The organism is Mesorhizobium sp. LNJC405B00 (genome assembly GCF_000502615.1).
In the GTDB taxonomy this organism is placed as follows: Bacteria; Pseudomonadota; Alphaproteobacteria; order Rhizobiales; family Rhizobiaceae; genus Mesorhizobium.
In genome coordinates, this window is record NZ_AYWC01000007.1 from 255626 (window position 1) to 269936 (window position 14311).

14 protein-coding genes and 1 pseudogene are annotated in these 14311 nt (G+C 61.6%); all 15 read right to left on the reverse strand.

All coding sequences use genetic code 11. From position 1 onward, the window contains the following. Window positions 1-68: 68 nt before the first annotated feature. On the reverse strand, window positions 69-356 hold the full coding sequence (locus tag X756_RS150090; RefSeq protein WP_023670977.1) for a DUF2160 domain-containing protein: 288 nt from the start codon (window positions 354-356) through the stop codon (window positions 69-71). Between the two features lie 67 nt (window positions 357-423). Continuing rightward, entirely contained in the window at window positions 424-1338 is a 915-nt protein-coding gene (locus X756_RS150085) for a carbohydrate ABC transporter permease (RefSeq protein WP_023730146.1), read from the reverse strand. A 1-nt stretch (window position 1339) separates the two neighbouring features. Beyond that, complete coding sequence (locus X756_RS150080; RefSeq protein ID WP_023670975.1) at window positions 1340-2206, reverse strand: sugar ABC transporter permease; 867 nt, start codon at window positions 2204-2206, stop codon at window positions 1340-1342. After that, window positions 2207-3298, reverse strand: coding sequence for an ABC transporter ATP-binding protein (locus X756_RS150075; RefSeq protein WP_023730147.1), 1092 nt, complete (start codon window positions 3296-3298; stop codon window positions 2207-2209). Between the two features lie 10 nt (window positions 3299-3308). Further along, complete coding sequence (locus tag X756_RS150070; RefSeq protein WP_023730148.1) at window positions 3309-4388, reverse strand: ABC transporter ATP-binding protein; 1080 nt, start codon at window positions 4386-4388, stop codon at window positions 3309-3311. A gap of 38 nt (window positions 4389-4426) precedes the next feature. Continuing rightward, window positions 4427-5855, reverse strand: a pseudogene (gene glpD / locus X756_RS01000000165610) (glycerol-3-phosphate dehydrogenase). A gap of 117 nt (window positions 5856-5972) precedes the next feature. Continuing rightward, window positions 5973-6740: a DeoR/GlpR family DNA-binding transcription regulator gene (locus X756_RS150065; RefSeq protein WP_023670971.1), complete on the reverse strand. Its 768-nt coding sequence runs from the start codon at window positions 6738-6740 to the stop codon at window positions 5973-5975. 223 nt (window positions 6741-6963) lie between these two features. Then, window positions 6964-7302, reverse strand: a complete 339-nt coding sequence (locus X756_RS01000000165615) for a hypothetical protein (RefSeq protein WP_084569916.1) — start codon at window positions 7300-7302, stop codon at window positions 6964-6966. Between the two features lie 14 nt (window positions 7303-7316). Next, a complete protein-coding gene (locus X756_RS150060) occupies window positions 7317-8732 on the reverse strand; it encodes a pyridoxal-dependent decarboxylase (RefSeq protein WP_023688617.1) in 1416 nt (471 codons plus the stop codon). 88 nt (window positions 8733-8820) lie between these two features. Beyond that, window positions 8821-9552 (reverse strand): peptidase, encoded by a 732-nt coding sequence (locus X756_RS150055; protein ID WP_023730149.1) that lies wholly within the window; start codon window positions 9550-9552, stop codon window positions 8821-8823. Window positions 9553-9584: 32 nt separating this feature from the next. Continuing rightward, complete coding sequence (locus X756_RS150050) at window positions 9585-10379, reverse strand: transglutaminase family protein (protein ID WP_023670966.1); 795 nt, start codon at window positions 10377-10379, stop codon at window positions 9585-9587. An 85-nt stretch (window positions 10380-10464) separates the two neighbouring features. Beyond that, on the reverse strand, window positions 10465-11406 hold the full coding sequence (locus tag X756_RS150045) for an alpha-E domain-containing protein (RefSeq protein ID WP_023693403.1): 942 nt from the start codon (window positions 11404-11406) through the stop codon (window positions 10465-10467). Window positions 11407-11542: 136 nt separating this feature from the next. Further along, window positions 11543-12955 carry a circularly permuted type 2 ATP-grasp protein gene (locus X756_RS150040; protein WP_023670964.1) on the reverse strand — a complete coding sequence of 471 codons (1413 nt, stop codon included), beginning with the start codon at window positions 12953-12955 and terminating at the stop codon, window positions 11543-11545. Window positions 12956-13229: 274 nt separating this feature from the next. Further along, window positions 13230-13466 carry an Lrp/AsnC family transcriptional regulator gene (locus tag X756_RS150035; protein ID WP_023670963.1) on the reverse strand — a complete coding sequence of 79 codons (237 nt, stop codon included), beginning with the start codon at window positions 13464-13466 and terminating at the stop codon, window positions 13230-13232. Between the two features lie 68 nt (window positions 13467-13534). Next, the gene (locus X756_RS150030) at window positions 13535-14146 is read right to left on the reverse strand and encodes a DsbA family protein (RefSeq protein ID WP_023730150.1); all 612 of its coding nucleotides are present in this window, start codon (window positions 14144-14146) and stop codon (window positions 13535-13537) included. Window positions 14147-14311: the final 165 nt, after the last annotated feature.

Here is a 14311-nt window from a genome sequence, read left to right on the forward strand (position 1 = left end):
CCACATTTAGGTTTCAAGTGCGATCTGGAACGGCCGCCGGCACGCGGTCGATCCAACAGTTTCCCCCTCTATACGTAGCGGAACACGCCGACGGCGTAGACCACGGAGAGAGCGAGAGCCCACCACAGGTTGGATCCGACAAGACCCAGCCAAGCGAGATGGATAAAGGCGCTGCCAAGCAGCGACAGAAAAAGACGGTCGCCGCGCGTCGTCTCGAAGCGCAGGATGCCGACGCGCGGATTGCCGCCCGGCGAGGCAAATTCCCAAAACGCCATGCCGCACAGCAGCAGAAGAATGGTGCCGAAGAACGCCGCCGTCGGCCACGTCCACGCCATCCAGGTGAGGTCGAGATTCATGGTGACACCCTCCCCAGGGCAAAGCCCTTGGCGGTGGTGGTGAGGATGAACCCGTGCTTTTGTTTCATCACACCCTCCCCAGGGCGAAGCCCTTGGCGATGTAGTTGCGGACAAACCAGATGACGAGCGCGCCGGGGATCAGCGTCAGCACGCCGGCGGCGGCGAGCAGGCCCCAATCCATGCCGGCGGCCGAAACGGTGCGGGTCATGGTGGCGGCGATGGGCTTGGCGTCAGTGGTGGTCAGCGTGCGGGCGATCAAAAGTTCGACCCATGAGAACATGAAGCAGAAGAAGCAGGCGACACCGATGCCACTGGCGATCAGCGGCATGAATATCCTGACGAAGAAGCGCGGGAAGGAGTAGCCGTCGATATAGGCTGTTTCGTCGATCTCTTTGGGCACGCCCGACATGAAGCCTTCGAGGATCCACACCGCCAGCGGCACGTTGAACAGGCAGTGCGCCAGAGCCACCGCGATGTGGGTGTCGATCAGGCCGAAGGCCGAATAGAGCTGGAAGAACGGCAGCGCGAACACCGCCGGCGGCGCCATGCGGTTGGTCAGCAGCCAGAAGAACAGATGCTTGTCGCCGAGGAAGCGGTAGCGCGAAAAGGCGTAGGCCGCCGGCAGCGCTGCGGCCACCGAGATCACCATGTTCATCACCACATAGGTGATCGAATTGATGTAGCCCGAATACCAGGAGGCGTCGGTAAAGATGGTGACGTAGTTGGCGATCGTAGGCTGATGCGGATAGAGCGTCAGCGAGGAGACGATCTCGGCATTGGTCTTGAAGCTCATGTTGATGAGCCAGTAGATCGGCAGCAGAAGCACGATGATGTAGATCGTCGGCACGATCCACCACCAGCGCGATTCCTCGCCGCGCTTGCGCATCAGCCGGGCGACCTGATCCTGCGAAGGCGTGCTCGCCAATTTTCCCGAAGCGGTGGTTTCGCTCACTCTGTCGGCTCTTTCGTTGGCGCCGCTCATCTCAGCGCTCCGCGTCGTAGTTGGTCATCACGGTGTAGAACACCCACGACAACAACAGGATGATCAGGAAGTAGACCAGCGACATGGCGGCCGCCGGACCGAGGTCGAACTGGCCGAGCGCGGTCTTGACGAGGTCGATCGACAGGAAGGTGGTCGAGTTGCCGGGGCCGCCGCCGGTGACGACGAAGGGCTCGGTGTAGATCATGAAGCTATCCATGAAGCGCAACAGCACGGCGATCAAAAGCACACGCTGCATCTTCGGCAGCTGGATATAACGGAACACCGCCCAGCGCGAGGCGCCGTCGATCTTGGCCGCCTGGTAGAAGGCATCCGGGATCGAAACCAGGCCGGCATAGCAGAGCAGCACGACAAGGCTGGTCCAGTGCCAGACGTCCATGATGATGATGGTGACCCAGGCGTCGAACGGATCCTGCACGTAATTGTAGTCGATGCCGAGCGCGTTGACGTAGTAGCCGAGCAGGCCGATGTCGTTGCGGCCGAAGACCTGCCAGATGGTGCCGACGACGTTCCACGGAATGAGCAGCGGCAACGACATAAGCACCAGGCAGACCGGCACGCCCCAACCCTTCTTCGGCATGTTGAGCGCGATGAAGATGCCGAGCGGCACTTCGATGGCCAGGATGATGAAGGAGAAGATCAGGTTGCGCACCATGGCTTCCCAGAAGCGGCTGGACGACAGCAGTTCCTCGAACCACTGGGTGCCTGCCCAGAAGAAGACGTTGTTGCCGAAGGTGTCCTGCACCGAATAGTTGACGACCGTCATCAGCGGAATGACGGCCGAGAACGCCACCAGCACCAGCACCGGCAGCACCAGGAACCAGGCCTTGTTGTTCCAGGTCTTTTCCATCTATGCCCCCATCTCGACACGCCCCATCTCAACCAGCCAGGAATCGGCATAGATGTTGATGCCGGCCGGATCGAAGCGAACCTTTGGGTCGGCCGGCACGCTCTCGTCCTCGCCGATGACGGCAGCGATCTCGCGGCCTTCGAGGCTGGCGCGCACCACCTTGTGGCGGCCGAGATCCTCGACCTTGCTGATTTTAACCGCCATGCCGTCACGGCCGAGCCTGACATATTCGGGGCGGATGCCGAGTTCGATGGCGCCGGAGCTCCCAGCGGCGGTCTTTGGCGCGCCGGGCAGCTCGATGCGCTGGCTGCCGATCGTCGCGGTCTTGCCGTCGATCGCCACCGGCATGACGTTCATGCCGGGCGAGCCGATGAAGTAACCGACGAATGTGTGGCGCGGGCGCTCGAACAATTCGGCCGGCGTGCCGATCTGGACGATGCCGCCATCATACATGACGACGACCTGGTCGGCGAAGGTCAGCGCCTCGGTCTGGTCATGGGTGACATAGACCATGGTGTAGCCGAAGCGGCGGTGCAGTTGCTTCAACTGCGAGCGCAGCACCCACTTCATGTGCGGATCGATAACCGTCAGCGGTTCGTCGAACAGGATAGCATTGACATCCGAGCGCACCAGGCCGCGGCCGAGCGAGATCTTCTGCTTCTGGTCGGCGGTCAGGCCCCTCGCCTTCTTCTTCGCCCACGACGCCAGGTCGATCATCTCCAGCGTCTCGCGCACCTTGCGGTCGACATCGGCCTCCGGCACGCCGCGGTTGCGCAGCGGGAAGGCAAGATTGTCGTAAACGGTCATGGTGTCGTAGATGACCGGGAACTGGAACACCTGCGCGATGTTGCGCTCCTGCGTCGACAGATTGGTGACGTCCTTGCCGTTGAACAGCAACTCACCGTGCGAGGGGTGCAAAAGTCCCGAAATGATGTTGAGCAGCGTGGTCTTGCCGCAACCCGAAGGCCCAAGCAGCGCGTAGGCGCCGCCATCCTCGAATGTGTGGTGCACTTCCCGCAGCGCAAAATCGGCATCCTTCTGCGGATTGGGCAGGTAGGAGTGCCTGACATGGTTGACGTCGATGCGCGCCATCTCTCCCCCCTCAGGCCGCAAGCTTCGGCGCGGCGACGGCGCTGCCGTTGCTGTCGAAGACCATGATGTGACGCGGATCGATAAACACCTCGATCTCGGCGTCGGGCTCGAAATCGCGGATGCCGTGGGTCAGCATGACCCAGCGCGCATCGGCAAAATCGAGATGGATGAAGCTTTCCGAGCCGGTGATCTCGGTGATCGTCACCTTGGCGCGCACAGGCACCGCGGCAGCGTTGGGCCGCTCGAGCGACAGATGATGCGGCTGGAAGCCGATCGTGTAGTTGGCGTCGGAAATGCCGGCGAGTTCGGCCGGTACCGGCAGCTTGACGCCGCCCTCGAGAAGGAAATCGGGACCTTTCTTGGCCAGCACGATGGTGTTGAGCGGCGGATCGGCAAAGGTTTTCGCCGTCACCAGGTCGATCGGCTTGCGGAAGACGTCGATGGTCGGCCCGAATTGGGTGATCCGCCCCTCGGACAGCGTCGCCGTATTGCCGCCGAGCAGCAAGGCTTCATGCGGCTCGGTCGTGGCGTAGACGAAAATGGTGCCGGCGGCGGCAAATATCCTGGGCAGCTCGGCGCGCAACTCCTCGCGCAGCTTGTAATCCAGATTGGCGAGCGGCTCGTCGAGCAGCACCAGACTGGCATTCTTGACGATGGCGCGGGCCAGCGCCGTACGCTGCTGCTGGCCGCCGGACAGGCTGAGCGGCGTGCGGTCGAGATAGGGTGTGAGCTTCAAAAGCCCTGCCGCGTTGCGGACTTCCTTGTCGATCTTGGCCTGGTCGGTGCCGGCGACGCGCAACGGCGAGGCGATGTTCTCGTAGACGGTCATCGCGGGGTAGTTGATGAACTGCTGATAGACCATGGCGATCTTGCGCTGCTGCACCGGCATGCCGGTGACATTCTGGCCGTCGAACCAGACTGAACCGGTGGTCGGCACGTCGAGTCCGGCCATCAGCCGCATCAGACTGGTCTTGCCCGACAGTGTCGGCCCGAGCAAAACGTTGAGCGAGCCGTGCTGAAGCGTCAGCGACACGTCGCGGATATGCTCCACCGCGCCGACCATCTTCGTCACGTTTCTCAGTTCCAGCATGATGCCTCCTCCCAGGCTTTGTGCATCAATCGCCTTCCCTATTCCGCTGCCGCGACATGGCGCCGGCTGATGCCGCGCATGAATTCGTCAAGCGCCGAGGCCTGTTCGCGGCTGAGATGCAGACCCCGCTTGGTGCGACGCCACAATACATCTTCGGCGGTCAGCGCCCATTCATTTTCGCTGAGGTAGCGTACCTCGGCCTCATAGAGATCAGCGCCGAAATTGCGGCCGAGATCGGCGTTCGACTTGGCAAGGCCGAGCAGCACTTGCGCGCGCGTGCCGTAAAGCCTGGTCAACCGACGCGCCAGGAGCTGGTCGAGGAAAGGATAGGCGCTCTTCAGCTTCGCCACCTGGACGTCGAAACCGGTGGCCGGGAAATCGCCGCCCGGCAAGGGCGCGTTCGCCGTCCACGGCTTGCCGCGCTTGCCGAGAAAACCTTCGACCTTTTCCAGCATCGATTCCGACAACCGGCGGTAGGTGGTGATCTTGCCGCCGAAAGCGTTGACGATCGGCGCCTTGCCCCCGCCGCCATCGGCTTTCAGCACATAGTCGCGGGTCGCTTCCTGCGCCTTCGAAGCGCCGTCGTCATAGAGCGGGCGCACGGCCGAATAGGTCCAGACGATGTCGGGACGCGTCACGGCTTCAGCAAAATATTCGCTCGCCGCCGCGCAGAGATAGTCGATCTCGNATGATGCGCCCGTCCTTGTTCTGGAAGAAGTAGGCGCGCGGATCATCGAACTTCTTTTTGATGACGATATGACTGCCCTGCACCAGGCGCACATTGTGCACGTCGTTCTGGCCCACGGTGGTCGACAGGACGTGGTCGACCCATGGACCGGCGGCATTGACCAGCAGCCGGGCCTTGACCTCCTCGGCCTCTCCCGTCTGCACGTCTTCCACGCGGATCGCCCACAGATCGCCTTCGCGCCGCGCCCCGACGACTTTCGTGCGGGTGCGGATGGTGGCGCCGCGGTCGGCGGCGTCACGCGCGTTCAACATCACCAGCCGGGCATCGTTGACCCAGCCGTCCGAGTACTCGAAGGCCTTGTGAAATAGCGGCTTCAGAGGCTTGCCGGCCGGATCCTTGGACATGTCCAGTGTCCGGGTAGCCGGCAGCAATTTGCGGCCACCAATATGATCGTAGAGGAACAGGCCGAGCCGGATCAGCCAGGCCGGGCGCAGGCCCTTGGCATAGGGCAGCACGAAGCGCATCGGCCAGATGATGTGCGGCGCGTTCTTCCACAGAACCTCGCGCTCCATCAGCGCCTCGCGCACAAGCCGGAACTCGTAGAATTCGAGGTAGCGCAGGCCACCATGGATCAGCTTGGTCGAACCGGAGGAGGTTCCGCTGGCGAGGTCGTTCATCTCGGCGAGAAATACCGAAAAGCCCCGCCCAACGGCGTCGCGGGCGATGCCGCAGCCATTGATGCCGCCACCGATGACGAAGATGTCACGGACTGCGTCCACAAATCCCTCCCGCGATTTCGCATTGCAGCATTTTTGAGTTGTTACGAAACCGTATCGGGATTATTTCGAAATAAGAACGAATGTCAAACGAAATGTAACGGGACCGTGATCGATAGCCTAGCCGAGCGACGTTTCGATCAATTGAACCTCCGCTTCCTCGCAGATCTTACGCACCGACGGGATGTCGCAACGGTCGGTGATGAAGGTGTTGACTTGCGAGAGATGGCCGATGCGAACCGGCGCGGTGCGTTCGAACTTGGTCTGGTCGGAGACCAGGATGACATGCCTGGCATTGGCGATAATGGCTTGCGCCACTTTCACTTCGCGAAAGTCGAAATCGAGCAACGCGCCGTCATGGTCGATGGCCGAGGCGCCGATCACCGCATAGTCGACCTTGAACTGCCTGATGAAATCGACCGCGGCCTCGCCGACAACGCCGCCGTCGGAGCCACGCACGACGCCGCCGGCGATTACCACCTCGATCGAAGGATAGATGCGCATCCTGTTGGCAACATTGATATTATTGGTGATGACCATCAGCCCGGTATGGTCGAGCAGCGCCTTGCTGACCGACTCGGTCGTGGTGCCGATGTTGATGAACAGGGAGGCGTTGTCGGGTATCAGCCTGGCCGCCGCGCGGCCGATCGCCTCCTTCTCGTCGGCGGCAATCTTGCGGCGCGCCTCATACTCCATGTTCTCGATGCCGGACGGGAACAGGGCCCCGCCATGGATGCGCGTCAGCAGCCGCTGGTCGCAGAGATCGTTGAGGTCCTTGCGGATAGTCTGTGGCGTCACGTTGAAATGCGTGGCGAGGTCATCGACCAGCACACGGCCATGGTCCTTCGCCATCTGGATGATTTCGGCATGGCGCGGCGACAAATACACTGAGAACCTCCCGTTTTCGTTTTTCTTGTTTGTAGCTGAAAACGAAAGCAATGAAAAGGGAGACGCCGGCTAATGAAATATCGATGATTGCAAAGGCGAACCGGGCAGATACGGCTCAGACCCGCTCCGCCACCTTGCGGGTGACAGCCGCGACTTTACCTGGCGAGCGGATCATCAGGAAATTGCCGGACCAGTATCCCGGGATTCGCCAAGTGCCTTTGATCTAGGTTGCATCACCGTTGATGATGCCGCTGTAGTGAATCGGGTGCGCCTTCAATTGGGCCTTGTCGTATGTCTTGGTAAAGGAGACGGCGTTGCCCTCTCGCTGCCCCTGCAGGCTTGCGTATCTTGCCGTGCTGGTCGCCGCCGGTTCGTGGGTCATGCCCGTCAAGCTGGTTGCCGTCTCGATCAGCGTTGCAACGAAGGAAACCGGCGGCAGTTCGCGCGGATAGAAATAGCGCCCGCTCCAGACGCCCGTCAGATTCTGGCTAACCCCTTCAGCCCTTCCGGTCATATGCTTGCTCGCAGGTCCTTGCTGGCTTGCCCCGGCGGCGGCAACCACCCGGGCAATCCCTGTCAGTCCTTCGGGGATCTTGCACACTCGCAGATGACAGTGAAGGCGGTATCGACATCGGCCGCGGTTGTCTCGAACTGGCCTGCCTGGAAGCGGATGGCGACCCGCCCATCGACACGCGTCTGCGTCAGGTAGATACGGCCGTCATTGTTGATGGCGTCGACCAGACGCAGATTGTGCTCGTCGCAGTCAGCGCCGGATGCGGCGCGATGCCGGAACGAGAACAGCGACAGCATCGGCTGGCTGGCGAGCTCGAAATCCTCCTCCTCGGCCAGGCGCGCTGCTATGCCTTCGCTCCAGGCGACGTGATTGCGGATCATGGTGCGCAGCGCCTCGAGGCCATGGGCGCGCAGCAGGAACCACAGCTTCAGCGCCCGGAAGCGACGGCCGAGAGGCACCGACCATTCGGAGTAGTTGATGATGCCGTCATGGCCGCGAGTTTTCAGATAGTCCGGCTTGATCGCCAGCGTGCGCACGAGATCCTCCGGCTGGCGGACGAACTGGATCGAGCAGTCGAATTGCGCGCCCAGCCATTTGTGCGGGTTGAAGACGATCGAGTCCGCGCCCTCGACACCGGTCCAGAAATGCCGGTATTCCGGACAGATCATCGCCGATCCGGCCCAGGCGGCGTCGATATGCAGATAGAGCCCCTGGCGTTTGGCCACCGCGGCCACTTCAGCGATGTCGTCGGTGCCGCCGGTGCTGGTGCCGCCGACGCACGCGATGATGCCGGCCGGCAATAGGCCGGCCGCGCGGTCGGCAACAATCGCCGCTTCCAAAGCCGCGGTATCCATGGCGCGGTAGGTGCCGGCGACGGGAATGCGGACGAGGTTTTCCTCGCCAATGCCGGCGACCCAGATGGCGCGGTCGATCGAGGTGTGCACCTGGTCGGAGGAATAGACGCGCAGCCTGCCCTGCCCTGAAAGACCCTTCTTGTTGCCCTGCCAGTCGAGCGTGCGCTCGCGCATGGTCAACACGGCGGCCAGCGTCGCCGATGATGCGGAGTCCTGGATCACGCCGGAAAAGCCTTCGGGCAGGCCGAGCGCCTGGCGCATCCAGTCGACGATGCGCGTCTCAAGCTCTGTCGCCGCCGGCGAAGTCTGCCACAGCATGCACTGCGCGGCCATCGCAGAGACCAGATATTCGGCCACCACCGAGACGGGTGCTGCATTGGCCGGGAAATAAGCAAAGAAACGCGGATGCTGCCAATGCGTCATGCCGGGCACGATCTTGGCTTCGAAATCGGCGAAGATCGTCTCCATCGATTCCGCGGCCTCCGGCGGAGAAGCTTCGATGCTCCTGAAGATCTCGCCCGGCGCTATGGCAGGTCGCACGGGCCGATCGCGAAGGCCGGCGCGGTAATCAGCGCCCCAGTCGGCGGCGCGCCTCGACCAGTCGCGGAATTGCTCGTTGTCCATGGATCCTCCCGACGCGCCGATCAGCCAGCCGTTTGAATTTGATTAACATGTTAAATAGAGACAGGCAACCGCCACGAAGGTTCCCGCGCTACCCCGGAAAATCCGGCAGGCTGGCAAAGGCCGTCTTCAACGCGTTCGACCAGCCTTCGGAAATAGCACGATAATATCGATCGTCCTGGCCGATGCGCTTTTTCAAACCCACCGTGAACGTGTCCTCCTCCAGGAACAGCAGGTCGAGAGGCAGGCCGACGGACAGGTTCGATTTCAGCGTCGAATCGAACGATACCAGCAAGAGCTTGACCGTTTCAGCCAGGCTCATCGTCCTTTCATAGGCACGGATGATGATCGGCTTGCCGTATTTGGTCTCGCCGATCTGGAAGAACGGCGTGTCGTCGGTCGATTCGATGAAATTGCCCTCGGGATAGATCATGAACAGCCGTGGCGGGCTGCCCTTGATCTGGCCGCCGAGGATGAAGGAGGCGTTGAAATAGGAATCCGCCTTTTCGCCGGCAGGCGACGAGCTGGCGATGACTTCCTTGACGGTGTCGCCGACCAGCCGCACCGTCTGGTACATGGATGGGGTCTCGAGCAGCGTCGCGTGGCGTTCCGCCACCGCCTTGGTGCGCTCGTCGAGCAGGCTGACCACGGCCTGCGTCGTAGCCAGATTGCCGGCCGACATCAGTACGATGACGCGCTCGCCTGGCTCTTCCCAGACATGCATCTTCTTGAAAGTGGAGATCGAATCCATCCCTGCATTGGTGCGCGTGTCCGACATGAACACGAGCCCACGATCGAACTTGAGGCCGACGCAATAAGTCATGGAATCTCTTCAGGCAGCAATCTTGCCGGAGACTACTGCTCTACCGTGACGGTGACTGCAAGCTGTTCCTCCGCCTGTCCCAGTCGAATTCCCGACACCGGCGAGGCGTCGCGATAATCACGGCCGGTGGCTACCCTGACATAGCGTTCATCGGGGGAAATGCCGTTGGCGGCGTCGAAGGCGACCCAGCCGAGACCCTGAACATGGGCTTCGGCCCAGGCATGGCTTGCCGCCTGCTCGATGGCCGCATCCATCATCAGATAGCCACTGACATAGCGGGCCGGAAAACCCATGACGCGGGCTGCGGTGACAAAGATGTGGCTGTGATCCTGGCAAACGCCGGTCTTCAGCGCCAATGCCTCTTCCGCCGGGGTCGTCACGCTGGTGGTGCCCGGCGTGTAGGCGACGCGCTCGACGATCAGCGCCATCAGCCGATGCAGCCTTTCGATGTCGGTACCTTTGCCGACCGCCGCGGCAAGCTCGCTTATGCCCTCGCCGGGGATGGTCAAAGCTGTCTCCTGGCTGAACAGCCACAGCGGCGCAAAGCCGTGATGCGGACCCGAGACGCCCGCTGTGTCGCGCGTGACAACCTCGCCGGAGGCCTCGACGGTGATGAAGTCGCGCTCGCCCTCGACGCTCAACAGCCTGTTATCGTTGCCGAAATGGTCGTTAAAGCGGACTTCCTCGCGCGCGCCCTCGATCTTCAGCGCCCAGGACAGCACGGTCTGCGTCGGGCCACTGACCGGTAACAGGCGTAGCCGCTGCAACAGATAGTGCACCGGCGCGTCGTAGCGGTATTCGGTACGGTGGGTGATCTTGAGCCGCATGCCTATTTTCCGTTTGTAAGCATGATCTTATCCGAAAACCGGGTCCCACTTGTCGCTAGCGCGGCCCTCCGGTTCGCGATCATGCTCAATTGAACCGGTAATCTTGTGCGATCTCTTCGCCAAGCTTGGTGTTGTCTTGAATGAACCTGGCCAGGAATTCGTGCAGGCCGGCGTCGAATATGTCCTTGATCGACCCTGCCTGCAGCATCGCCTGTGTCCTGTCGACGGTGGCGTGGCAGGCATGACGGTCGCCATAGTCGTCGCCGAGGAACTTCAGATGCTCGGCAAGAAAACGATAACAGAAGGTCAGCGAACGCGGCATGCGCACATTGAGGATCAGATAGTCGGCAATGTTGGTGGGTTTGTAGTCGGCCTCATAGACCCAGCGATAGGAACGGTGCGCCGACACCGAGCGCAGGATCGACTCCCATTGGTAGTTGTCGAGGCTCGAGCCGACCCAGGAGATCGACGGCAGCAGCACGTAGTATTTCACGTCGAGGATGCGTGCCGTGTTGTCGGCCCGCTCGACATAGGTGCCGAGTTGTGAGAAGTCGAAGATCTCGTTGCGCAGCATCGTGCCGTAGAACGAGCCGCGGATCAGCGCCGTCTCGCGTTTGATGGCGTCGAGCACACTCGGCAGGTCGCGCTCGTCGATCGGCTTTGCCAGCATGCGCTTCAGGGCCATCCAGGCTTCGTTGATGCTCTCCCAGGTCTCGCGCGTCAGCGCGGTGCGCACCATGCGGGCATTGTTGCGAGCGGTCTCGATCGCCGACATCGTGCTCGACGGGTTCGAGGTGTCGCGCAGCAGGAAGTCGGCGACATTGGCGGCGGTGTAGTCCTTGTATTTCTGCGTGAAGGTGACGTCGGAGCCGGCGCTGAGCAGCACCGAATTCCACTCTTCCGACGCGCTCTGGGTGCGGGTCAGCGCCATGCGAAGGCCGGCATCGACCAGACGCGCCATGTTTTCCGCCCGCTCGATATAACGGTTCATCCAGTAGAGCCCGTTGGCGGTGCGGCCGAGAAGCATGGCAAGACCCTTCGGGCTAGTGAGTAGGGAATAGTGAGTAGGGATTAGTAAGCATTTGAATCTCTGTGGAATATGGCATTTCTTGTCCCTCTACTGCCTACTGCCTACTGCCTACTGCCTACTGCCTACTGCCTACCTAATCGTCCAACACCCACGTATCCTTCGTCCCGCCGCCTTGCGAGGAATTCACGACCAACGACCCCTCCTTCAGCGCCACCCGCGTCAAGCCGCCGGGCACGATCTGGATTCGGTCGGAGACCAGAACATAGGGTCGCAAGTCGACATGGCGCGGCGACAGGCCTTTTTCTGTCAGGATCGGGCAGGTCGACAGCGCCAGCGTCGGCTGGGCGATGTAGTTGGAAGGCTTCGCCTGCAGCTTCTTGGCGAAATCCTGGCATTCCTTCTTGGTCGCAGCCGGCCCCACCAGCATGCCGTAGCCGCCGGAGCCGTGCACTTCCTTGATGACCAGCTCATGGATGTGTTCGAGCACGTATTTCAGACTGTCGGGCTCCGAGCAGCGCCAGGTCGGGATGTTGCCGAGGATGGCTTTGCGGCCGGTGTAGAACTCGACGATGTCGGGCATGTAGGAATAAATCGCCTTGTCGTCGGCGATGCCGGTTCCCGGCGCGTTGGCGATGGTGATGTTGCCGGCGCGGTAGACGTCCATGATGCCGGGCACGCCAAGGGCCGAGTCCGGCCGGAAGGTCAGCGGATCGAGGAAGGAATCGTCGACGCGCCGGTAAAGCACGTCGATCTGCTTGTAGCCTTCGGTCGTGCGCATAGCGACGTGGCCGTCTACAACGCGCAGATCCTGGCCTTCGACCAGTTGCACGCCCATCTGGTCGGCGAGGAAGGCATGTTCGAAATAGGCGGAGTTGAAGCTGCCCGGCGTCAGCACGGCAATGGTCGGTGCGCCCTTGGTGCTTTGCGGCCGCACTGCCGCCAGCGACTGGCGCAGCAATTGCGGATAATTCTCCACCGGCCGCACCTTGATCTGCTGGAACAGTTCGGGAAAGAGCTGCATCATCGTCTCGCGGTTCTCCAGCATGTAGGAGACCCCCGACGGCGTGCGCGCATTGTCCTCCAGCACGTAGAACTCGTTCTCCGAGATGCGGACGATATCGACGCCGATAATGTGGGTGTAGACGCCGGCCGGTGGCCGCACTCCGATCATTTCCGGCAGGAACGCCTCGTTCCTGGCGATCAGCTCCCTCGGCACGCGGCCGGCGCGCAGGATTTCCTGGCGGTGGTAAATGTCGTCGAGGAAAGCGTTCAGCGCCTGCACGCGCTGCTCGATGCCTTGCGTCAGCCTTCGCCATTCATTGCCGGAGATGATGCGCGGCACGATGTCGAAGGGGATCAGCCGCTCGGAGGCTTCCTGCTCGCCATAGACGGCGAAGGTAATGCCGGTCTTGCGGAAGACGCGCTCGGCGTCCTGCATCTTTTCGGTAAGCCTGGCCGGGTCCTGCTCCTTCAGCCAGCGGTCGTAAGCCGTATACGGTTGTCTAAGCCCGGAAACTTCCGGAAGCATTTCATCGAACGCTGCCAATCGCATACTCCCCTGTGACGCCATTTCACTGGCGTCGCGGGAGAAAATCAAGCGCAATCGGTGATTTGGAGGATATCGGCGATCAGTATGTTCCGACTGCCCAAAATTCGGGCAGTCGGAACAGGACCTTAATCAGGCTCTGCCTTGTCGCCGGGCAAGTGCCTGATGCGCTCTAGCAGTTCACCGTTTCATGGAAACGGCGACCTGCCATGGCTTTTTGCTTTGACGCAATTCCGGACGGAAAACCGCTTCACATTTTTTTCCTGGAATTGCTTTAGAAAGCGCGGAAAGTGACGACCGTGAAGGTGTCCTTGATTCCGGGAATAATCTGCACCTTCTCGTTGACGAAGTGGCCGACATCTTCCTCGTCGTCGACGTAGAATTTGGCAAGCAGGTCGTAATTGCCGGCGGTCGAGTAGATTTCCGAGGCGATTTCGGCATCGGCGAGCGCGCTGGCGACCTCATAGGACTTGCCCAGATCGCACTTTATCTGCATGAAAAACGTCTTCATTGCCGGTCCCGATCAAGCTTCAGCACACAAGCGGCCCTTGTGGCAGACTGCCGCCCGGCTTTCAAGCATCAGGCCGAGCGCGCCTTGGCGACGGCTTGTCTCAGTTCGGACACCGGCATGCCGCGCCGATACAAGTTGCCGCCGATGACCAGGGCTGGCGTGCCGCGCAGCTTGAAAGCCGTCGCCTGGGCTTCGGTGCGGACAAGGGCAGCGTCGATGTCGGGTTCACGGATGGCGAGGTCGGCACGCACCATCGCCACATCGACACCGACGGAAGAAAGGATGTCGTTGGTGCGGCGTTCCGAAAGGCCGCGCTGGTTGGTCATCAGCGCATCGACCGCCGCGGCATATTGTTCGCCGCTCAGCAGCGTCACCCGCGCCGCGTCGCGCGACACGTCGCCGAAGATCGGCCAGTCCTTCATCACAAGCCGAATGCCGCTGTCCTCTTCCATCAACTTCTTCAGCTCGACGAAAACGAGCTTGCAGATCGGGCACTGATAGTCGACGAATTCGGCGATGGTGACATCGCCATCGGGGTTGCCGAGCGCTGGAATGGCGGGGTCGAAGGCGACTTCCGTGACGGTCGGCCCAGTGCTTGCCCAGGCGGGCAAGGGAGCCAAAACTGCGAGGCTTGCCGCGCCCTTCAGCAAAAGGCGCCGGTCGATCGGCTGCTTGAACATGGTCGTCCCTGGTTGCGCGAACGGGTCCCCACCCGTCCCTACGATGCGCGCCCCGCGTTAAAGGAGGCTTAAGCATGATCTTGTGGCACTTGCGTGGCAAATATTGCGGTTGCTGAAACCGTGAGGCTCCGCCAAGCGTATGGTATGATGCGTCCTGGGACAGGT

Coding starts and splice junctions, on each gene's coding strand:
- X756_RS150075 (WP_023730147.1), bottom strand. CDS start 3,298: ATGGCGCGCATCGACGTCAACCATGTCAGGCACTCCTACCTGCCCAAT.
- X756_RS150085 (WP_023730146.1), bottom strand. CDS start 1,338: ATGAGCGGCGCCAACGAAAGAGCCGACAGAGTGAGCGAAACCACCGCT.
- X756_RS150070 (WP_023730148.1), bottom strand. CDS start 4,388: ATGCTGGAACTGAGAAACGTGACGAAGATGGTCGGCGCGGTGGAGCAT.
- X756_RS150080 (WP_023670975.1), bottom strand. CDS start 2,206: ATGGAAAAGACCTGGAACAACAAGGCCTGGTTCCTGGTGCTGCCGGTG.
- X756_RS150030 (WP_023730150.1), bottom strand. CDS start 14,146: ATGTTCAAGCAGCCGATCGACCGGCGCCTTTTGCTGAAGGGCGCGGCA.
- X756_RS150055 (WP_023730149.1), bottom strand. CDS start 9,552: ATGACTTATTGCGTCGGCCTCAAGTTCGATCGTGGGCTCGTGTTCATG.
- X756_RS150060 (WP_023688617.1), bottom strand. CDS start 8,732: ATGGACAACGAGCAATTCCGCGACTGGTCGAGGCGCGCCGCCGACTGG.
- X756_RS150035 (WP_023670963.1), bottom strand. CDS start 13,466: ATGAAGACGTTTTTCATGCAGATAAAGTGCGATCTGGGCAAGTCCTAT.
- X756_RS150090 (WP_023670977.1), bottom strand. CDS start 356: ATGAATCTCGACCTCACCTGGATGGCGTGGACGTGGCCGACGGCGGCG.
- X756_RS150045 (WP_023693403.1), bottom strand. CDS start 11,406: ATGCTTCTCGGCCGCACCGCCAACGGGCTCTACTGGATGAACCGTTAT.
- X756_RS150050 (WP_023670966.1), bottom strand. CDS start 10,379: ATGCGGCTCAAGATCACCCACCGTACCGAATACCGCTACGACGCGCCG.